The 21,397-nt window shown below is 61.9% G+C and carries 8 protein-coding genes; 2 read left to right on the forward strand and 6 right to left on the reverse strand.

Translation table 11 applies throughout. The features are described from left to right. Nucleotides 1–417: 417 nt before the first annotated feature. From EDF58_RS23200 to EDF58_RS23210, 3 genes are all read right to left on the reverse strand, one after another. Nucleotides 418–3,795 (reverse strand): PAS domain S-box protein, encoded by a 3,378-nt coding sequence (locus EDF58_RS23200; protein ID WP_132269865.1) that lies wholly within the window; start codon nucleotides 3,793–3,795, stop codon nucleotides 418–420. Nucleotide 3,796: 1 nt separating this feature from the next. After that, on the reverse strand, nucleotides 3,797–5,308 hold the full coding sequence (locus tag EDF58_RS23205; protein WP_132269867.1) for an ATPase domain-containing protein: 1,512 nt from the start codon (nucleotides 5,306–5,308) through the stop codon (nucleotides 3,797–3,799). A 300-nt stretch (nucleotides 5,309–5,608) separates the two neighbouring features. Then, a complete protein-coding gene (locus tag EDF58_RS23210) occupies nucleotides 5,609–6,184 on the reverse strand; it encodes a DedA family protein (RefSeq protein WP_243654460.1) in 576 nt (191 codons plus the stop codon). 720 nt (nucleotides 6,185–6,904) lie between these two features. Here EDF58_RS23210 and EDF58_RS23215 point away from each other — a divergent pair. Continuing rightward, on the forward strand, nucleotides 6,905–7,180 hold the full coding sequence (locus EDF58_RS23215) for an HU family DNA-binding protein (protein WP_132269870.1): 276 nt from the start codon (nucleotides 6,905–6,907) through the stop codon (nucleotides 7,178–7,180). Between the two features lie 560 nt (nucleotides 7,181–7,740). Continuing rightward, a complete protein-coding gene (locus tag EDF58_RS23225) occupies nucleotides 7,741–8,724 on the forward strand; it encodes a sensor domain-containing diguanylate cyclase (RefSeq protein WP_132269872.1) in 984 nt (327 codons plus the stop codon). Between the two features lie 811 nt (nucleotides 8,725–9,535). Here EDF58_RS23225 and EDF58_RS23235 read toward each other — a convergent pair. From EDF58_RS23235 to EDF58_RS23245, 3 genes are all read right to left on the reverse strand, one after another. Next, nucleotides 9,536–10,027 carry a twin-arginine translocation pathway signal protein gene (locus EDF58_RS23235; RefSeq protein WP_347812908.1) on the reverse strand — a complete coding sequence of 164 codons (492 nt, stop codon included), beginning with the start codon at nucleotides 10,025–10,027 and terminating at the stop codon, nucleotides 9,536–9,538. Nucleotides 10,028–11,098: 1,071 nt separating this feature from the next. Next, the gene (locus tag EDF58_RS23240) at nucleotides 11,099–12,739 is read right to left on the reverse strand and encodes a DUF6065 family protein (protein ID WP_132269876.1); all 1,641 of its coding nucleotides are present in this window, start codon (nucleotides 12,737–12,739) and stop codon (nucleotides 11,099–11,101) included. A 12-nt stretch (nucleotides 12,740–12,751) separates the two neighbouring features. Further along, nucleotides 12,752–20,944, reverse strand: coding sequence for a hypothetical protein (locus tag EDF58_RS23245; protein WP_132269877.1), 8,193 nt, complete (start codon nucleotides 20,942–20,944; stop codon nucleotides 12,752–12,754). Between the last annotated feature and the right edge of the window lie 453 nt (nucleotides 20,945–21,397).

A 21,397-nucleotide genomic window follows, 5' to 3' on the forward strand; every position in this document is an offset into this window, starting at 1 on the left:
CCAAAAATCGCTTTTTCTTTGCAGCAGCGATGCGGTCTTACAGCTATGTCCAACGAAATTGAAAGGCGCATGGAGGTTCTCGAGCGCGCCATGATCGAGAGCGAGGGTGCGCAGTTTGCCATGCGCCACCTTCTGTCCGCACTTCTGACGAAAGTCTCCAGGCAAGAGGCGCAGCTGCGCCTAGACGAACTTGCAAAGGGAGCTCAGGTCAGAAGAGCCGAACTGGGCGATGGGCGTTTGCGCGGTTACCTGGACGAGCTTGGCGCTATGCGCGATTCAATCGATCCCTCTGTGCAGAGAGTATCAAGTCAGCATCGGGAATGGACTAGTTTTTAGAGTAAATCTGCAATGTTTTTGATTGGTGTGCCCCGCTAATGCAGAACTGAGGTCACTTAATCGCCAAGTAGGTGTCAAGTTTTACTTTACGAGGAAAGCAAGAGTTGCTGCGAGTTCATCTTTCCGGAAGGGCTTGGTTAATCGAGGCAGTTTGGCATCTATGCCCTCTAGTTCGGCATAACCAGATACGAGCAAGATGGGCAATGCCGGTCGGGTAAGTCGCAAGTGTCGCGCGAGGTCTGTCCCTGTCATACGGGGCATGAGGTGGTCGGTAACCACGATGTCAACGGGCTGGCCGCGCTCCAGCACGGCCAAAGCGTCCTCTGCCGAATTGGCTTCCACGATAACATAACCAAGGTCCGCGAGCATATCTGCCGTGCTCATGCGGACGAGCTCTTCATCATCGACCAGCAGTGCCACGCCGCGATGTTCGGCCTCGAATGCCGGACGTTGGATGTCCGACGGTTCTTTGGCAATTTTCGTGCTGATTGGAAGCCACAGCTCTATATTTGTGCCCATCCCAACCCGACTGTTGATGGCAAGGCTGCCACCGAGTTGCGAGGCAAGGCCATGCACCATGGATAGACCAAGGCCAGTCCCTCTGCCTACGCCCTTCGTCGAAAAGAATGGTTCGATTGCACGAGCGAGCGTTGCGTCATCCATTCCGATGCCCGTGTCGGCGACAGAGATGCGGATATATTCACCAGGGGGCAGCCTGGAATGATGCCTGGCACTTATGCGTTCGGATATCGCTGAGATCCGCAGCGTCCCGCCATCCGGCATTGCATCACGTGCATTCACGGACAGATTGAGCAGTGCCATCTCAAGTTGATTTGGATCGGCCTTGGCAAGTGGCAAATCCTCCGCCACTTCCACCACGACCTCGATTTGCGGCCCGGTCGTGCTGGCGACGAGATCGCCCATGCCGGCAATCAGCTCAGGGATATCGACAGGTACGGATTGGAGCGGCTGTCGCCGGGCAAACGCGAGAAGACGCTGCACCAGCGTTCGCGCGCGCTCCGCCGACTGCGCGGCGCCGGCAATCAGACGTTGCTCACGCTCGTTTCCGACGCCTCTACGCTGAAGCATATCGAGGGAGCCGACGATGGGTGTGAGCAGATTATTGAAATCGTGCGCAACGCCGCCGGTCAGTTGGCCCATTGCCTCCATCTTCTGGCTCTGCCGTAAGGCATCGTGCGCGGCTTCGCGTTCCGCAACAGCTTCCAGAACGCGGGACTCAAGCGTTGCATTCAGTTCCCGAAGTGCGTTCTCGGCCTCCTTGCGCGCCGTGATCTCGAGTGCGGTCCCGGCGACGCGCACGCATCGGCCCGAGGCATCGAACATACCTCGGCCCTTGGCAGCGACCCAGCGCACGACGCCGTCTTCTTTGCCGACAGTGCGGTAATCGACATCGTAGAGCGCACGTACCGAGGGATCGGCGGCTGCCAGATAGGCATCAATCGTGGCGGCGCGGTCATCGGGATGGAGACCGGCGTAGAAGTCTTCCATCGTGATGGGGACTTCGGTCGAGATGCCGAACATGGCCTTGGTCCGAGCGGGCCAGATGAGCCGGTCATTGACGACATCGACATCCCAGAAACCGATTTCGGCGTTTTCGACGGCCAGCCGCAGCCGCTCCTCGCTCTCTCGAAGACGCGCTTCGGCACCGACCCGCTCGACATGTGCCCAACAGCGCTCGGCAACTTCTCGGATCAACGCGATCTCGTTCGGCGCCCACTCTCGCGCCCGGTCCTGATGTACGGCCATCATCGCAGCCAGCCGGCCGTACTTGACCAGGGGACAGCAAACGATCGCCTCGATACCGATCGACTGGAACATCGCGCGACCCTGCTCGGGCTCGAGCTCATCTGCCACATTATTGATGACCAGCGTTTGCCCAAGCCGCATGTCGGCAGCGGCGCGTGGCCCGAAGAGCTCGAGGCTATAGGTCCCGACCGAACTGTCCGTGCCGGGCGCGGTATAATCGTTCCGGATCCAGAAAAGGTCATTGTCAGCATCGACGTCAGCGTAGGCGCATCGTGAGGTGTGGATCTTTTGTCCCAGCATCTCGGCCGCCGCCCGCATCGCCTCGGTCGCCGTGGCGGCGCCGAACAGCCTTTCCTCCAACGTCCCAAAAAAGCGCAGACGCGCTTCGCTTTCCCGCAGCGCTGCCTCCGCTTCATGTTCCGCCGTGCGATCGCGGAAGATTTTAACGTAACCACGGTCACGTTGGGCGAGCGGCATGGTCAGGCCCGATCCCCAGAACCATTGGCCGTTTTTGCGAACATGCCAGCGTTCGTTGACCGCCCGGCCCTGGGCAGCAGCCCTTTCCATCTCATCCGCCGGTGCATTGGCTGCTCGGTCTTCAGGGGTAAAGAACATGTCGCCGCGCCGACCAAGGGCTTCCTGCGCGGCAAAGCCAATAATCCGCGTCGCCCCACTATTCCACCCGGTAATCACCCCTTCGGGATCAAGCGTCACGATAGCGAAGTCCTCGGCGCCTTCGACAATCTGCCGGTATCTTTCCTCGCTCGCGCGAAGTTTATCTTCGGTCCGCGCCCGCGCAATGACGATGCCGGCCGTACGGACCACGAAGTCGACAATGGCAAGGTCCGCTGCGACGGGCGCGCGCGGCTCGCGGTGGTACATCGCAAACGTGCCCAGAGTTTCGCCCTCCACAGAAGCAATCGGGAGAGACCAGCAAGCCCTAAGGCCGTGGGAAAGCGCCAGATCGCGGAAGTCCGCCCAAAGCGGGTCAGATGCTATATCCGCGACGAATACAGGTTCCTTACGGTAAACTGCGGTACCGCAGGAACCGATGGCAGGTCCGATCCCGATGCCGTCGATTGCCTCGTTATACGCATCCGGCAGGCTTGGACCGGCGCCGTGGCGCAGGTGCCGGCCATCCTCATCCATCAGCAGGATCGAGGCGACGACCCCTGATGTCGACAGAGCTTCCACTTCGAGCACGATGGCATTCAGAGTGGTCCTCAGCGGCGCCGCCTCGACCGCAAGCGCGAGGACCCGATTTTGTGCCGCACTCAGCCGCGCGGCATCGCGTATTTCGAACTGCCGGGCCCTGGCTTTCAACGAGGAGCGAATGGCGCCAAGCATAGCCTCGGCGTGAAGCGGTCGCTCCAGCAGGACGACGTTGCCCAATTCGGAAAGGCGATCGGCTGCTGCCACTGTCCGGGGCGACCGCGATCCGTTGGCAAGTACCACGAAGGGAATGTCCGACCAGCTTTCCTGCCCAGCGACCCAGCGCGCGATTTCGTGAGCGTTCGGTCCTACGAGCGCTTCCTCGGTGAGTAGGACGGCGCCTGCACCATCCTCCAGCCGACAAGCAAGCTCGCCCGCATCAGCGCAGACTTGCGCCGCGATCGAATGGCGTGCGAACAGATTGGCCGCGATCGCCGCATCGCGGCCGCGCGGCGCCAGGATCAGGACGAGCTGGCTCATCCTATCCCCGCGAACTGTCCGGATCCGTCTGGCTTGCCATCAGTGTCTTTGCCTCGCCCGAGAAGGTTGGCACGCCGGTCAGCACGCCTTGGAAATGCCGGAGCGGTTCGCCAAGTTGCAACCCGCTGCTGCCTATCTGAAACTCGCGTATCGTCCGTTCGTGCCTGGCGGTCCGCGTTTTGATGACGGAAATCGCTTGGCGGACTTCCCCGTGCGCTTCGAAATAGCGTAGCTGGACGACCGTGTCCGAGAGATAACTCAGATCGACATCCGAACGGACATCACCCGTCACGCCGTGCAAGCCAAGGATAAGGAGACTCACCACGCCTTTCTGGCCGAGGTAACTCAGCATTTCATGCATCTGCAAAATGAGGAACTGTTCGTTCGGCATCGACTGGAGATAAGCGTTGAGGCTGTCGATCACGACGGCGCTGGCGCCATGCTCCTCGACCGCGGCGCGAACCGATCCGGCGAATTCGCCAGGCGACATTTCTGCCGGATCAATCGACTGCAGCAGCAACTGCCCGTTTTCGAGATAGGGCCGAATGTCCATGCCGAGTGCCGCGCTTCGCGTCATTAGCGTGGGCACACGTTCATCGAACAGGAAATAGGCGGCTTTACTTCCTCTCTCTAGCGCTGCCACCATGCATTGCACTGAGGTCGTCGTCTTGCCAACACCAGCGGGCCCCGTCAGCAAGGTGGCGGTACCGGGCACGAGCCCACCGCCGAGCAATGTGTCGAGCTCTGGCGAGCCGGTCGTCATCGTCGCCCCCCCGTCAACCGTGTCATGGTCTCCGGCGACCAGGCGGGGATAAACGCAAAGACCACCGCGCTTGATTTCGAAGTCATGGTACCCGCCACGGAACTTTACACCACGCATCTTGACGACGTTGAGCCGCCGCCGCTGTCCACCGAACCCGGCCAGCGTCTGCTCCAGCGAGATGACGCCGTGCGCAATGCTATGCAGCTGCAGATCGCTTCCGCTCGCACCGCGGTCGTCGAGCACCAGAACGGTGCACGCACGGGTCGAGAAAAAATGCTTGAGGGCCAGAATTTGACGCCGGTAGCGGATCGGACTTTGAGCAAGCAGACGCAGTTCGGATAGACTGTCCAGTACGATCCGCGCAGGACGAACCTCATCGACCTTCGCCATGATGTTGCGAACGGTCTCGCCTAGCTCGACCTCGCTAGGATGAAGCAATGTCTGCTCATGTTCCTCGGCAAACTCGTCCGCTGGAACCATTTCGAACAGGTGCAACTGGTCGAGTGACCAACCGTGCGACTTTCCAACGGCACGGAGTTCGACTTCGGTTTCGGCCAGCGTGATATAGAGGCCCAGCTCACCAACGGCGGCGCCCGAGAGCAGGAAGCCGAGGCCCAGCGTTGTCTTTCCAGTGCCGGGCGTACCTTCCACCAGGTACATGCGCTCAGGCGTTAGGCCGCCATTCAGTACAGCGTCGAGCCCGGAAATGCCTGTTGAGGCGAGAAGGGACGGCTGCTCATCTGACGACACCTAAATCTCCTTGACTGCGACGCATGCACAAGACAACCCGCCGCCGCCGCATTTGTGCCAGCCGCCCTTTGGAGCGTTTGCTTCTCGCCACGTGTTTATTCCATCCTGTGGATCTTGGAAATCAGACATTTCTACGCATAGGAATCAAAGCATCGCAGCCTTTGGAAAAGTATCTGAGCCTGGAGGCAGGGGACGGTAGAGGAGCGGCAACCACCGAGCAATGAACGGATTTTATTCGGGCGCGGCAACGGTCCGCCAGCGCGCTCGGGCTACAGGAACCACGACCTCGTTAGGTGGCTTTCAGGCCTTTCGAAACCGGATTATCCGGTAGAGGTAGGCGATGAGAATCGCGAGCATAATCGCGGTGCTCGCCGGACCCAGGTAGCGGTCGATTTCATCGAACTTTCGGCCGAGGACATATCCGGCAGTGCCCAGCGCGCTCGTCCAAACGCCGGCGCCGAGCGCAGTGAGAAACAGGAAGCGGCCGAGGCCCATCCGAAAGATCCCCGCCGGAATGGAAATCAGTGTTCGAATGCCGGGAACGAGGTGGCCAAGCGGGACCGCCCAGCGGCTGTGGTGCTCAAAGCGCTGTTCGAGCTCGTCGATCTGCTTCCGCGACAACGTGATCCAGCGCCCATGCCTGCAGGCCCAGCGTTTCAGCCTCTCGTCTCCCAAGGTGCGCGCCGCGACGTACCAGAAGCCCGCGCCGAGAAGAGTGCCAGCCGTTCCGGCAATAAGTACGCCGGGGAGGCTGAGCTTGCCCTCGCTTGCCGTAAAGCCGGCCATCGGCATGATGACCTCCGAGGGTAGCGGCGGAAACACGTTTTCCAGGAACATCAGAAGCGCGATGCCCAGATAACCCATGTCCTCGATCATTTGTGTTATCCACTCGGTCAACGATCATGCTCCACGTTATTGGCCGCTCGCTCCGGCCATGCTGCCATGAACGCCGTGATCTCACGATCGGCTCCGCAGCGCCGATCTGGGCAAATGAGAATGGACCGGCGAAGGAGGATGCGAAGCGAGGTCTGAGCTTTGCCATATCGGTTGGTTGGCGGCACCTGCGAGGTGTTGGTGGTAACATCGCGCCGCGGGGGCAAATGGGTCATGGACGAGGAAGATCGAGGCTGGAGAAACGGCTGCCGAACGTGCTGCTGCCGAGGCTTTCGAGGAAGGCGGCGTAATCGGCCATATCGCCAGGCGTCCCCTTCTTGCTCGCAGGCCTGCCGACCTCAGCCGACCCACAGTGTTTCCGCTTGAGGTTGTCGAGGAACGAGCCGCGCGGCCCGAGATGCGCGAGCGGCGGCGTGCGTGGCTGCCTGTAGCGGATGCGCGGGATCGGGTGATCGAGCGACGGCCTGCGACGGGTTCTGGACGCCCTGGTGGCCCATCTTGAGTGCGAGCGGCGGGGCTAGCGGCATTGGGCGCGCTGTATCGCCGTTCCACGACAGGCTGTGGACAACCTGCCTTGAGCAAAGGTTTGGATGAAGTGTGCGGCTTTGAACGGTGAGGGGCTTGCGCCATGTTGGAACAGCGCCGATCCGGCCTTTGAATGGGTCGGGGTGTTAGAACAGACATCAGCAGGACGAACTTTTTATGAACAACAGCGATCTCGCCGACGCCATCGCTGCCGACCACGGCATCGCCAAGACAGACGCACGCAAGATCGTCGACGCAGTATTTGCGGCGATCGGCGAGGCAGCTGCAAAGGGCGAGGAAGTGTCGCTTAACGGTTTCGGCAAGTTCAAGGTCAAGGACAGCCCGGAGCGTGAAGGCCGTAATCCAGCGACGGGTGAAGCCATGACCATCAAGGCTTCGAAGAAGCTCACCTTCACCGTCGCCAAGGCGGTCAAGGACAAGCTTAACGGGTGATGGGAAGGGCGGCATCGGTTGAGCCGATGTCGCCCGGCTTCCATTTAGCCCGCTTGCCTTGTGAGCACCAGGTGAGTGGGCACCAACCGGAGCGTGGCAGGCGGCTTCAATCGGCTTGCCAATGCCGCGATCCGTCTCCAAAGAGGCGGCGATGCTGGGCCAAGATCGCGGCACCATGAAGAGGCGGCTTCAAACCTCGCTATCGTTCTGTCCATCTTCATCTCTCCCGCCGGCACTGACAACAGCGCGTCCGGCGCTGGAGATCCTGGCCGCGAAGGTCTCTTCAGCGGGGCTGCGGAAAGGCAGGGTTTTTTGCATCCAGGTCGCGGCGCACCCATTGCGGGGCGCGCTCGACGGCATGCAGGATCGCGGCAGTCAGTGTGTCGTTCATAACGGCGGCATGGCGTCTACCCGGCAGGTCGTCCAGCCCGTGGGCGAGGTAGCGCTTTTGTTAAAGCGGCCCGCAGCGAAGCACGACACAGCCGATCCGGACTGGAACTCGGCAATTATGCCCTTAGTTTGTAAGCCAGCATAAACCTGGAGATAAAGGAGACGAGGGCATGACGGGTGTGCCGATCCTCGAGGATGAGCCTGGACGGCTTGCGGCCCTGCAGCGCCTGGAGATACTCGACACGAAAGCGGAAGAGCCGTTCGAGCACATCGTCTCCCTGGTGCGCTCTATACTCAATGTCCCCATTGCCGCCGTGTCACTCATCGATGCCGATCGCCAGTGGTTCAAGGCCAGGGCCGGCCTCGATGCCAGCGAGACGCCGCGCAGCCTCTCGTTCTGCTCTCACACGATCAAGGACACGCAGCCTTTCCTGATCGAGAACACTCTCGACGATGCGCGCTTTGCAGGCAATGCCTTGGTGACCGGGGATCCCAACATCCGCAGCTATGCCGGCATTCCGCTGACAACGCCAGAAGGCTATAACGTCGGGGCGCTATGCGCCATCGACCAGCAGCCGAGACACTTCACCGAAACCGAAGTGACGATGCTGAAGAGCCTCGCGCGGATCGTCGAAACGCAGCTGGAACTGCGCCGGATCGCTGAGCGCGATGTCTTGACCGGTGCTCTTACCAGGCGAGCTTTTGCCGAGCGCGCGCTGGTGGAGATCGACCGATTCCATCGCTTTGGCCGCCCTAGTACGCTGGTGCTGGCAGACCTCGATCACTTCAAGGCGGTAAACGACACACATGGCCACGCGGCGGGAGACTGCGTTCTGCGCGAAGTTGTCCGCCTTGTGACCGAACTGAAACGCGATGCGGATACCCTGGGACGGCTCGGCGGCGAGGAGTTTGCCGTGCTGCTGCCGGAAACGAACGTGGACGCGGCACATGTTGCAGTCGAACGGTTTCGCAAGAAGCTTGAAGATCACCCGATTTCGCTGCCGGGCGACAAGATGCTGATGGTCACCGCCAGTTTCGGGATCGCTGAGGTGGGGCCGGGCATATTGTCGGTGGAGGAGTGGCTCGCTGCCGCAGATAAGCCGCTATACGCAGCGAAACGACTAGGGCGAAATCGAAGTGAGATAGCTGGTTGAGCGTTTCCGCAGCATCCGATGCTGCCGATCAAAAAAAAGCTGGCACGAAGGCTGACTTATAGGCTTTTGGGAGAGGATGCCTGAAAGGCAAGGCCGATAAGGTAGGCCTGGTTCTCGCTCGCAAGTACAACAATCGCAACGGCGGTTTTCCAGTAGGCACGACGGTCCATTGTTTTTGGTAGGTGTACCGCCGCACGGACGCACGCTTGAGCTCAGGCCGCCTGATTTCGCATGATTTTGATCGTGAGAGCCAGCTCAGAACCGACCTAGGGTGGGACGCGGATTTCGGGTTTCAAGCGTGGTCTGAGGACTGGGGACCTTCCACCCAGTCCGCCTGGCAGAACTCCAATGCCAGCCTGTTCCGCGTCCGCGGGGACGGGCCAGTTGAAACTGTTCCTGAACGGCGTTCCCAGTCCCAACGCCCTGGTGCTCAATACAGCGGAAAAGGGCACCGTTCCTGGCAATGACCCAAGCAAACGCGCTCTTGCGCTGTCCCTTGTTGGACGATGGCGAGGTAGTGATACACGTCATCTGCGAGCGGAGCATCATCGATCATGGCGACCTCCTGCACCGCGTCGGCGAGATGTCCTTCCCGCACCGCGTCGGCCGTGGTGAAGGCGCCTTTCGCGGCGGCGACCCCGACCGGGGCGACAAGGGCTGGAGCCCGAAGCCAACAAACAGGCTCCTGGCCACATCCTGCCGATGGCCGCGACCGGGAGGAGGTTGTGCGGTTCAATTTCGCGATTTTCACTGACAGGTGGCCACGCTTCCCAATCACCAGCGCGTGATCTTTTTGCGGCAGTTCGAGTCTTCAGGGTGTCTCAGTCTTCGAGGCCGCCTTGTTCGCGGCGACCAGGGCATCCCAGGTCTCCCAATCGACGGCGCGTCCGGGATAGGCGACCGTTTTGAACGGCCAAGCCGTCTGGATCCAATCGGTCACCCATTTGTAAAGCTCCGCGTCAAAGCCTGCGTCGTAGTCGGCTTTCGTTACCCACATCCGGACAACGGCATCGTAACCGTTTACGGCGCTCGGCGCGATGTAGACACAACCGCGCTCGCGGCTGCCGTCCGGCGTAAGCACGGCGTAGGCAAACGATTGGCGGTTCTTAAATCGGGCCTCTTCGTTTTCCATGTCACGCAGGGCATCGACGCTCGAGATGCCCTTGTGAGGCCAGTTGGGACTGCGGCTGAAGGTTTTTTGCAGGTGCTCGATGGATGACATGTAGGCGTCGAAATCCATGCCCACCAAAGACGGACCGAGCGGAACGAGCTTGAAGCCCTCTGCCTCGGCCGAATGCGGCACCTTGAAATCCGCTGATACTAGGGGTGGCCTTACGTTTGGCGCCGCTCTGGCAGCCGAATCCGTTGGTGATGGGGCCGCGAGTGCCGGATATCCGGTCAGCGTCAGGGCCCAAAATGCCAGTGCCCGACCTGCGATCCCAAATCTCAATTTCTACTCCTCACTTTGTACCCTGCTCGCCGCTCGGTGGGAATGCCGGAGAAATTGCCCGTGTCGAGCCTGCATTCCAAAAGAGCGGCAGCTGGGCCAGTGGGAAAAGTCATATGCAGTACATAGATGCCGCCGATGTACTGCGCTGAGCATACCGTTCGCCGCTGCGCTGGGCACCTGACTGTCCCGCTTATGCCTTGCCTATGCCTCGCCCGGCCCCGTTGGAAGTGCGTCGTTAAGTTGATCCAGGTCCATTCCGCATGCGACGGTTCATATGCCGGCCTGGAATTGAAGTGGTCCCGGTTCACGCACCGGATGTTAAGCTAATCTGAGATGGTGGACCGTGCACATGCTACCTGGTTGGGCTAGACGACGCTGGGGTTTCGTTCGCTTGCGACTTCACCATTGAAGGCCCGGCATCACCTCACCCGGACTTTCGTAAAGCGGCGAGGGACCACACCAGTTCGATGGCGACAGGCAAATGGACGGGTGCTGACGGAGAATAAAGAATGATGCAGTTGGGCACCTACTCACCGTTCCCTCGAATTGATCCGTTCCGAAGTCGGCAGTGTCGGACGGAGCGGACGCAGACCACCTCATCTCGAAGACCTGATGGCTGCCGTCTGTTCAGCAAGTAGCCGATGAACCTGAACGACGTGACGTGGGACAGTCCGGTAAGTCTCCTTTCAGGCGCCTACGGCGGCAAGCTGCCGTTCATTCATGCGCCATCGATGGGTGCTTACATGGTGCTTCGTCGTGATGGGAATAGCCGCCAACTCAGACAGTCCGGACAGGCCAATATAAGGTTATGATCAACAGAATGGGGCGAGGTATGTCAAGCGGCGCCAGCCGCTTAAGGATCTTGAGCTCCCGTTCGGGCATTAAGCCCGGTATTTCGAGATTATAGGGCATGGCTGGCCGCCTTTAGCTCGGGTGATCCTGATAAAAGTCGTTGGGCCAGATGAAATTGGTGTGAGTGACCGAAATGCTGAAGTCGAGCGCCGTCACCTGATGCCACCAGCCGACCGGTATAAAAAACGCATCGCCGGGCTGGAGGATGACTTGATGAACGTGAACGCCGTCAAGATCCGGGAACCGGGCGATCAGGCCGGCTTCGGCAATATCGCGGACCCGGCTGTACACGTGATAGTCGTTATAAAGACGCGGCGTCTGGCCCGGAGCCACCAAAAGTAGCTGTTTACGGCCCACGAGTTGCAGGAACAGGTTGTTCGTCAGGTCATGGTGGAGCGGCGTGAAGGTGCCTGCCGGTCCAATCCACGCCATGCCATGCCTACCTTCGGCACCGGGTGAGAGGAACTGATCAAGAAAGCCAAGGTCGGGATGCAACGCAGCCATCGCCGCTTGGTTGGCGCCCGAGTTGTACGCCGTCATGTAAACGTCATTGGCCGCATCAGGCTGGCAGATCAGGTCGATGAATTCGGCGAATGGCATCGCGGTGCGGTGCCCGTCCATGTTCCTTTCGAAATCCTCATCGGCAACCCGGCCCGATTGCACCTCGACAATTTGCGGACCGATCATGTCCTTCAGGTAGTGCGGGTTCCAACGCTGGACTGCAGGCCAATCGCGCACCGCGCCTTGCAGCACCACCGGAAAATTCGCTGCGTAATGTTCAGCGAGGAATGCCTCACGACTGATCTCGGTGCGGCACGGGATGCGGCGAGGTGCCATGCTGCGCAGGCGTTCAAGCGACGATAAAATCCAGGCGCTCTTGTCCGCCGACGGGCCGTCCTTTGGCTGAGCTTCCAGCTGACGCACCGGCTGCGCAACGGGGCATGAAGGAGCGGCGGGTGTCTCGTGATGGAAGTCTTCCCCACACGCAAAGTCCTTGAGCCGCAGCTTGGATCGATGGTCTGGGGCGCCCCGGCTGCCGTCCGCGTTCAGCCCCCGATAATAGAATTTCTGCCATTTCTCGCTTGGGTTCGCTGGCCGGGTTTCGGCAACCGCCTGCTGAAATGCATCGCGCGATGCGCTCCATTCCTCGAATTGTCGCTTCAATTCCGGGTGCTCTTCGATCGGCGCGATACGGGGCTCGACGCTTTCGATCAGGCGGCGCTCAACCGGAAAGAAAAAGCAAAAGGGCTCGTTCTCCTCAAACCGGATTACGTGCCCCGGCCGGGTGAAGCGCCAGTTCATTGTGAAGCTGTATGGGGTCCAATCGGTTTCGATGATCCCGCCCAAAGGCGCAACGCCGTCCTTGGCCGCGTTGGGCGAACCGCCGACCCAGAGGTCCACCCCCTCGGCGGTCCTGAACAATCCTTCGACGTGAAAAGTAAAAGTCCCCTGTCCAAACAGCGCGACCGGGGCGACACGAGGCTCGGTTCCCGGATCAGGCCTGACAGTGACGTCCTCTACCCGTGAGCCGCCGTTCCATTCCGCTTCGAAGCCGCAGGGGCTGAGTATTTCCCAGCCGTGTGAATTGGCGATGTTGAGTGGCAGGCAGCGATAGGCGAAACGCTCTGGCGTGGCATCCATCCATTCGCGGCTGGATGAGGCCGTCCTGATGCGCGGCGCCCAGCCGGGATAGACGTAGCAATTCAGCTCCATGCAAACAGTCATTCACCAATTGATGCGCAGGCCCACCTTACCGTCGATGCCGTGGGTAGTGCCATTGAATGTTTCGTCATAATTGGCCGCGGCATAGAACGTGACCTTCGGCGTAAACCGGAAGCTGAGGCCGCCGCCGACCTGCCACCAAGTCACCGGCGGCCTGGCCTGGAATGCGACAAACCCGTCAGCTGAGGAGAACTCGGTCTTCGGCTGGCCGAGAAACTCGTGCCAGATGTTGCCGCGCAGCCAGCCTTCGTAGTCGCCGTTCTCGATCTCGTCGTCGATGTTCGAGAAGCGGAAGCCGACGCGTCCGACCAGTGAATCGAGATCGCGGAAGCGCACGGTCGCGCCCAGATCATCGAAACTCTCGACGGAGAGGGACTGGTAGACCAGCTGCGCCTGCGGTTCGAGCTGCCAGTCCTTGTCAAGCCGCAGCGGATAGCCGCCCTCGAGCGACAGCGCGAGGCCAAAGCCATCGGTCGCGATGGGCGCGAGCCTGCGGGACTCCATCTCAATGTCGTACCACGTCAGCTGCCCTACAGCGTCGAGATAGGCGCCACTAGGCTCGTAATGCGTCCAGAAGGCACCGGCCGACCAGGCGTTCATGTCAATCTTGCCGGCCTCGAACCGCTCGTCGAGAAGGTTGTGATCGAACTCGCCGTCCATCTTGCCATAGGTGCCGATAAGGCCGGCATGGTCGCGCGAACCGGTCGTCCCGTCGTCGCGCTTTTCCTCGGTGCGGTAGATGTCGATCCCGATCTGGAAGGCAACCAGGTCGGAATCATAGGACGGCCCCTGACGGCTGCGGCCATAGATGCCCAGCGGATCGCCTTGCGACTCCCCGTGGCGCAGGATTACCCGGCCCCAGACGCCGTTGAAGTGCTCTAAATCGCCGAGCGCGGGGTTGCCGCGAAGCTGCTCTTCCTCGCCCACCCGCTCGTGCAGCGTGCCCAGGATCTGGCGCCCGTAGATCCCCATCCAGGCCGGCGTCGCCGAGTAGAGCGATGTTTCCGGGCGGTAATGCGGTGTGGGGGCCGGGGTCGGCGTGGGCGTGGGCGTGGGCGTGGGCGTTGGTGTCGGCGTTGGTGTCGGGGTGGGGGTCGGCGTTGGGCAGGGTTCACCAAAAATAACACAAGGCGGCGTTGGGGTCGGCGTCGGCGTTGGGGTCGGCGTCGGCGTCGGGGTGGGCGTGGGGGTTGGTGTCGGGGTTGGTGTCGGGGTCGGCGTCGGTGTGGGTGTTGGCTCAAGCGTATTGCGCAGGAACCAGCTGTCCGGCGCGCTCGCATCCCGGCTGCCGCGCTCAAGCGTATATTCGTAGGGCCCAGCGATTACGAAGCCCGCCAGCCCAAAAGCTGCCGGCGCCGTGGTCCCGCCGTTCGCGGCATTGACTACCAATATGCCGTTACCCTGAGTGAGGGCTCCCAGCCCGTCGGTGTTGACGATCTGGAGGCTGGAGGTTCCACTGCCGGTCCCCCCGTCGATAACCAAGGTGTCGGAGGGCGCCCCATCGCCTTCGAGCAACGTGTTGAGGCTTATCAACCCGCCCTGACCGACATAGTTGATGGTCGTCAGGGTTTTATAGCTTGCCAGCAGCGTCGGATCACCGGTCGGCGCGGCGTAAAGAATGCGGCTGAGGTTGTTGGTCGTGCTCGTCACGTTCGAACTGCCGGTCAGGTTCCACGTCGAATCGGCGAGCAATGACATGTTCGCGGTGTTGCCCGGCTCGGTCTCAAATGCCCCGGTCAGGGTCGATGCCCCGTCGAGCGTGACATTGGCGGTTGCGAAGGTGCTTTCGAGGCAATTCTCGTCGGTGAAATTGTCGTAGATGCAGCCGGCGCGGACGACGCTATCCCCCGTCAGCTGGCTGGCCCCGGTCGCGCTGAGATTGACCAAGGTCGGCACGCGCGTTGCGGCGGCTCCGCTGGACTGGAACGAGTCCTGCGCGAAAACGATGAAGACGAACGGCGCGCTCGCCTCGGCAGCGTTTGACAAGGCAATGTCGGCGCGGCCCGCAGCGCCGATCGCCGCGGCGCTCTGGCTCGACAGGCTGCCACCCGACATGTTGAAGACGTTAGGCGTCTCGCCATTGGCGTTGCGCGAATAGAAGCCAAATGTGCCCGGCCCGGTGGCAGTTACCGTCGTGTCACTAATATTGACCGTGCTGTTGCTTCCCGCCGCTGGGGTAATTGCATCGGATGCGAGCAGCACACCGGTGCCACCGCCGCTCGTCGCGATGCTGGATTTGGTGGCGTTGATAGTACCGTAGGAGGCATGGAGCCCGCTGGTGCCCTGGCCGGTGGTGCCGATCTGGTTGTCCACCAACGTCACGATGCCGCCGCGCAGCGCATAGGCCCCGGCTGCATAGGCAGGTGACACGGAAATTTCCGTGCCCGTGCCGGAAAGGGTCGCGCCATCCCACGCCGCAACGCCGTGAGCCGGGGTGCTTGCGTTGGTCGAGAATCCAGTTGCCAGAGTCAGAAAGCCCGCCGACGTCATCGCGTAATAGTTTGGGCTGTCCGCGACGATGGCGATGCTGCTGTCGCCGGTGAGCGCCAAGCCCGCTCCCGCGCCGCGAGCGAGCGCTCCGGATGCCGCCGTCGTGCCTTGGACGATCAGGCTTGCGAAGGCGCCGGTGCCGCCATTGATCGCAACCACGCCTGATCCGTTGCCGCCCAAACCACTACCATTGAGGTTGATGGTGAGGTCTTCGATCGGCGCGGTCATGGCCGAGTTGTCGATCGTCATGCCAGCACCCCCGGCTCCTCCGACGATGTTGAACACCGAACCAGGCCCGAGCGCGATCTGGCCGCCGTCGTGCATGTAAGCGGCAGTGCGGCCGGCCGAGAGGCCGGTGGGGCCCCCCAGCATGTCGACGATGACGGGGCCCGTCGAATCGATCCGGCCCCCGAGGTTCGCCGCGAGCCCGACGACGTTGCCGCCCGATGCGGTGACCGTGGGCGATCCCGCACCGAAATGTATCTGGCCGGTATTCTCCGCGACCGCCCCGTGGCTGCGGCTGGTGACATCGGCGAACGCCGCGTTGATCGTGCCGCTGGTCGTGACCAGGCCGCGGGTGTTCGCATTCGTGGTGGTCACGGTGGTGCGGTTGTCGGCATCACCGCCGAGGGTGATGGTTCCGCCCGTTTCTGCCTGAGCGCCGAACGAGCCAATGCCGTTGGTGACGATTGCGGTGCCGAAGGTACTGATTACACCGCTGGATTCGGCGCGCAAGCCCATCGCGTTGGCGCCAAGTCCGTTGGTATTGGTCGTCGTGACGGACCCGCCAGAGAGGGTGATAACGCCGCTGTTGACGGCCGAAGCGCCGACTGAGCGCTGGCCGTTGGTCGTGACGCTCTCGTCGGCGGCAGTGATGGCAGAGCCAGCGCCATCCGCGCGCAGACCGAAGCTATCGCTGCCGAGCGTGCGAATGATGCCCGAGGCAGTCGTAGGCTGGCCGGTGGCGTCGTCCACGTCGAGCCAGATGACGCCGCCATTGAGCGCATAGGCGCCAAAGGCACCTGTCGCGCCGGAGCTTACGTACTGGCTCGGACTGGTAGCCGGCGTGACCCCATCGGCCAGCACCGGCACGCCGTTCGCGTCGGTCCTGACCCCCGTGTAGATCGAATCGCCGGACGAGGTGATGATCGATGGCGCACCCTCGGCGAATAGGCCGTGCGAACCCGTGCCTGAGGTTATGATCGTCGTCGGATCGATCTCGATCCGGCCACCGGTGGATGCGTGGGCACCGTGGGCGTTGGCCCCAATCGTCACGATGCTGAGATTGGTGCCGGTTATCAAGGTTCCGGTATCTCTTGCGGAAAGACCGGCGGCTCCTGCTCCCCTTGTAGCAATTGTGCTTGCCGTCAGTTCTATTGTCGACCTGGCCTCGGCATCTGCTCCATTTCCAGTGCTAACGATGCTGCCATTAGCGAACGTGACACGGCTTTCAAAAACGGCGTCGATCCCTTCGCCTGCGGAATTCACTACGACGCCGTCCGCGGTGATCAGGCTGGTTGGGCTGCGCGTGAGAAGCGCATGGCTGTCGGCACCGCTAGTGGTGGTTACCGAGCCGCCAATGAGACTGGCGGTACCGTCATGGACGAAAACGCCGCCAGCATTGCCGCCGGTCGCAGTCATGCTGGAATTGGTTGCGTTGATCGTAGCGCCCGACAGGACGTTGAGCGCGCTTGCCAGGCTGTTGACGGTCGCGCCATCGAGCGAGATGAGCGCGCCCTCCTCGGCATGCGCACCCCAGTCGGCGCTGCTCATGATCGTCGACGTCGCAGCGGAAATCGTCGCGCCGGTGCCGGTGGCGAATAGCGACGGCCCGGTAGTCGAGACGGTGGTGCCCGTTAAGGTGGCGGCACCTTGATTGCTTGCACGCACGCCGATCACGCCTGCGGTTGCATTCGGGTTGGAGAGGGCGATGCCTTCAACCAGCGCGGTCGAGCCCGCGCCGTCGACATGAAGAAGCGTGCTGTTGGCGCCCGTCGTGGAAATGGTCGGTAATGTACTCGACGCATTGAGCGTCACAGAAGCGCCCTGGCTCACCAGCAGCACGTCGGAATTCGTACCGCTCGTGAGGATCGACGAGGCGCCAATTGATGTTAGGGTCGCGCCCGGTCCGCGTACTTCCACGCCAATCGAGCGGTTGCCATCGACGTTCACTGTTGCATCGCTCAGCGTCAGCGTTGCGCCGTTCGAAACCAGACCGCCGATGATGTCGTCGTGCACCGCGCCATTTGCCAAGGTGATATTTGTCAGCGACGCGGAACTGCCCGCGCCATCGACGTGAAGCAGGGCGCTCCCCGCGCCCGACACGGTGATCGGCGGCAACGGATTGGCCGGGTCGAAGGCTATGCTCGCGCCGCCGTCAATGAGCAGTCCGTCGGCCGCCGCGCCGGACGTGACGATGGTGTTGGTGCCGGCGAAAGTGGCGAGCGATCCTGCACCGTTGATATTGAGACCCGCGGCTCCGTCACCCGAAGTCAAAAGGCTGACGTTGGTGAGATTGAGCACCCCTGCAGTCTCGGCGCGCGCACCGTGTGCTTCGGTGCCGGTGGTAGTAACCGTGACCGAATTGGCAACAATCGTGGATTGCCCCTCCGGCACAGGGGCGGAAGGCACCGGGGACGTTATGCCTCCCAACTCGTCAGCCGCATCGCCGTCCGGCCTCTGGCGCGGTATGCTGATCGTTGGGGCCAGAAGACCGGAGGCGAGTAGGCCGTAGCTGCCCTGGCCTGACGTGGCGATCGTGCTGCTTGCACCTGTCGCGCTGCCGGTGTCCGGATCGAAGTTGATCCACAAATGGCCCGTGTCATAGGCCGACGCGCCGTTCGATCCGGCGCCTTGGGTTTCCACATTGGCGCCGCTTGCGATCAAACGCGCGGCGGCGCCTTCGGACCAGATGCCGCCGGCATTGGCACCAAGGGAGAGGACTTCGCTGTCCGTCAGCCGCGCCACACCGCTGTAGGAGGCAACACCGAGCGCACGTTCGCCGCGCGTCGTGATCGTCGAGGCGATGAGGGTCAATGCGCCTTCCTCGCCCGCATAGCCCCCGACGCCCCACACGCCGCCGGTATCGATCGTGAGGTTAGTGCCGTCGCCTGACCCGCCGGTATGTGCGACGAAGCCGTAGCCCAGTTCGCCGGTGGTTGTGATCGGCAGGCCCGTCAATGAGACGCTAGCCCCGGCGCCCACCGACCGCGCGCCAATGGCGAGCCGGCCGACAGTGAGGATAGAGCCGCGGCTCATGACTATGGACGAGCCGTCATGAGCGCTCAACCCGTAGGCCCCAGCACTGGTGCTGCCGCCTGTGTCGAGGGCCGCCGTGCGGACAGTCACATCGTTTAGCGTTATGGTAGCACCACTGAAACTGGCCGCGCCGACGCCGACGAGCCCGGCAGTGGTGATCGAACCGCCATTCAGTGTGATGCTGCCGCCACTCTGCGCTCCCGCGCCATAGGAACCGATCGCCGTGCCCGTGAAGCCGCCCTCGGTGCGGATCGTCAGGTTCGTGCCGGTGATGCTTCCGACTGTCGCGTTAAGCGCCCAGCCAGACGGCCCACTCGTGCTGACGCTGCTGTCAGCAATCTCAACGGCTCCACCATTACTGGCATAAACCCCATAGGCCGTCGTACCGCGGGTCATGATCGTTTCGTTCGTGACCGTTGCCAGCGCCCCGCTTTGCGCAACGTCTACGCCATGCGAGTTGAGGCCAGTTGTCGAGATACTGCCGGTGGCGCCGGTGGCTACACCACTTATCGGATCGACGTTGATCCAGCCGAGGCCACCAACTGCGTTGATGAAGAAGCCGCTGGCACTGCGAGCGCCCGAAGCAACATATTGCGCAGGATCGGTGACCGGATTGCCGTTGGCATCGACCGGTTTGGCATAGGTGGCCAAGGTCGGATCCGTCCCGAGCAGCACGCCCGTCCAGATGTCGACTCCGTTCGAGATCAACGTCCCCGCCGCGCCACTGGTGCCGGACGCCATGCCATGGCCAGATGACCCCGCAGTGAGGATCGTCGCGTTTGCGAGCGAAATGCTTCCTCCCAGGGCATTGGCCGCAGCACCTCCGTTGCCAAGCGTGGTGATGGCGATATTGCTTGCAATGATGCCGCCTCCGGCTCCGGAGCGAATGCCGGACGCAGCGTCGCCGCCGGTAGTCACCGAGGCGTTTTGCAGCGTGATCGCACCCGTGGCGTCAGCGAAGACACCGTATGCCGAGCTTCCAAAGGTGTTGACGGTGAGGTTGGTGAATTGGCCGGTTGGACTGGGTCCACCCGACGTGCCGCGAATAACGGCGCCATGGGCGTTGGAACCATGAGTCGTGATCGTCAGGTTCGCCGCTTGCACCGCGGTCGTGGCAGTGGCGCTCTGCAAGGCGCTGATACCGACGCTGTTGTTGCCGAACGTCTCGATTGTGCTCGACAATCCCGTGGGATCCGATGTGGCAGGATCCACGTTGAGCCATGCAGTCCCGCCGGTGTTAGCAATAAGGATGCCGTAGGCGCCACCTGAGCCTGAACCGACAAAGCGGGCCGGATCTGTCACGGCATTTCCCGACAAATCTACCGGTAGGCCGTATGTCGGCAATGTGGAATCGGTGCCCAGCAGCACGCCGCTGACGAAGTTCGAGCCATTTGCAACCAGAGTGCTGCCCAGGGAAATCTGCACGCCCGGAGCGAGAGTGCCGATGCCGCCACCTGCCGTGTAGACACTGAGCCCATTGGCGGTGACCGTTGCGCCGTTCAAAGCCGCAAGACCCGTACCGCCGTTGGCAAGCGCCGAAATGCGGGTCCCGCTCGCGGATATGCTGCTTCCTGCGCCATCGGCACGCAATGCAACCGCATTCCCGCCCGCGACGGTGACTGTGCTGTCTGGCCCGGTGATGGCGATGCTGCGCCCGGCCAGCGCATTGACACCGTGCGCAGTCGCACCGCTGGTGCGAATGATCACATTGGAAGCGTTGACCGTCGTCCCGCTGGCGCCCAACGCCTGAAGGCCGAAAGCGCTGGCACCCGTGGTAGTGGCAACAAAGCCCGAAAGCGTCCCGCTGCCCCCGTTGTAGACCACACCGCTTGCGCTGCCGCCGCTCGTGCTGACCGTGAGATTATTGGCGTTGAAGGTTGAGGTGCCGCCAATCAGGGCACCGTTGCTGCTGTTGGCACGCGTGGTAATCGCCAGGTTGCCGGCGTTTATCGTCGAGGCTCCGGCGGCGAGGATGCCGTGGTTAGCGGCACCCGTCCCTATGGCCATAATCGTGCTGCTGGCTCCGGTCAGCGCACCGGCACCATCGACATTGATCCGCACCACTGCGTCGGACGCGCTAATCCCGGGCGAAGCCGCCACCACGTTCGACACATAAAGCGCGGGGTCTGTGATAAGATTGCCCCCGCTGTCGACCGGCTTGCCAAAAGTTGCCGGTGTCGCGACGCTGGTACCTAGCAATACCCCCGTAACGATCGCGTCGCCATTTGAGACGAGGCTGCTGCCAACGAGGTGGATACCTTCGCTGGTCCCCGCAGCGGTGTAGATCGCGGTTCCATTGGAGGTAATCGTCGTCCCCGCCTCGGCACGAATTGCCGGACCACCTGCCGCGGTGCGGCTCACGGTCGAGCCAGGCGCCTGGAAGTTTACCGCGCCATCGCTGGTCGCGCAGACTGTTGCGGTGTTGGTCATGGTGGTGATGAGCGTCACCGGACCCGATTCGTTTATCGTGCCGCCATTGTACGCAAGGAAAGCTGGGGCGCCCGCAGTTGACGGGTTGTAAGTGCCGCCGGGCACATCGACCACGGTGGCGTTTGCGCGAACCTGCCCCGAAGGCGTCGGCGTTGGAACCGGGGTGCAGGTTGCCGCACTCACCTGTGCCTTGGCCGGGCTGGCGCTCACTACGAACCCAATAGCGAGAGCAATTGCCGAGCAGCCCCCCAAGTGATTGGCTGCCTTGTTTCTATGGGCAGCGTGTCCCCGGGATAAGGCAGCGATTGAATACGCTCGTGGCAAAACAATCCCCTCCTTGGCTGCTGGAAAGGCGATCATTAAGGCTGATACATAGGGATGGCCTAGTACATCGGGATTTACCCTTAGTAATTCTTGAATTAGCGCCTTGCGCACGTTCCCAGACTTCAACTTTATCACTAATTGTGACTG

The sequence above is a fragment of the Novosphingobium sp. PhB57 genome, from assembly GCF_004342985.1.
Lineage (GTDB): Bacteria > Pseudomonadota > Alphaproteobacteria > Sphingomonadales > Sphingomonadaceae > Novosphingobium.

Excerpts from the sequence above, each read along its gene's own strand:
- EDF58_RS23240 (WP_132269876.1), bottom strand. The coding sequence starts at position 12,739 with ATGGAGCTGAATTGCTACGTCTATCCCGGCTGGGCGCCGCGCATCAGG.
- EDF58_RS23210 (WP_243654460.1), bottom strand. The coding sequence starts at position 6,184 with ATGATCGAGGACATGGGTTATCTGGGCATCGCGCTTCTGATGTTCCTG.
- EDF58_RS23225 (WP_132269872.1), top strand. The coding sequence starts at position 7,741 with ATGACGGGTGTGCCGATCCTCGAGGATGAGCCTGGACGGCTTGCGGCC.
- EDF58_RS23215 (WP_132269870.1), top strand. The coding sequence starts at position 6,905 with ATGAACAACAGCGATCTCGCCGACGCCATCGCTGCCGACCACGGCATC.
- EDF58_RS23200 (WP_132269865.1), bottom strand. The coding sequence starts at position 3,795 with ATGAGCCAGCTCGTCCTGATCCTGGCGCCGCGCGGCCGCGATGCGGCG.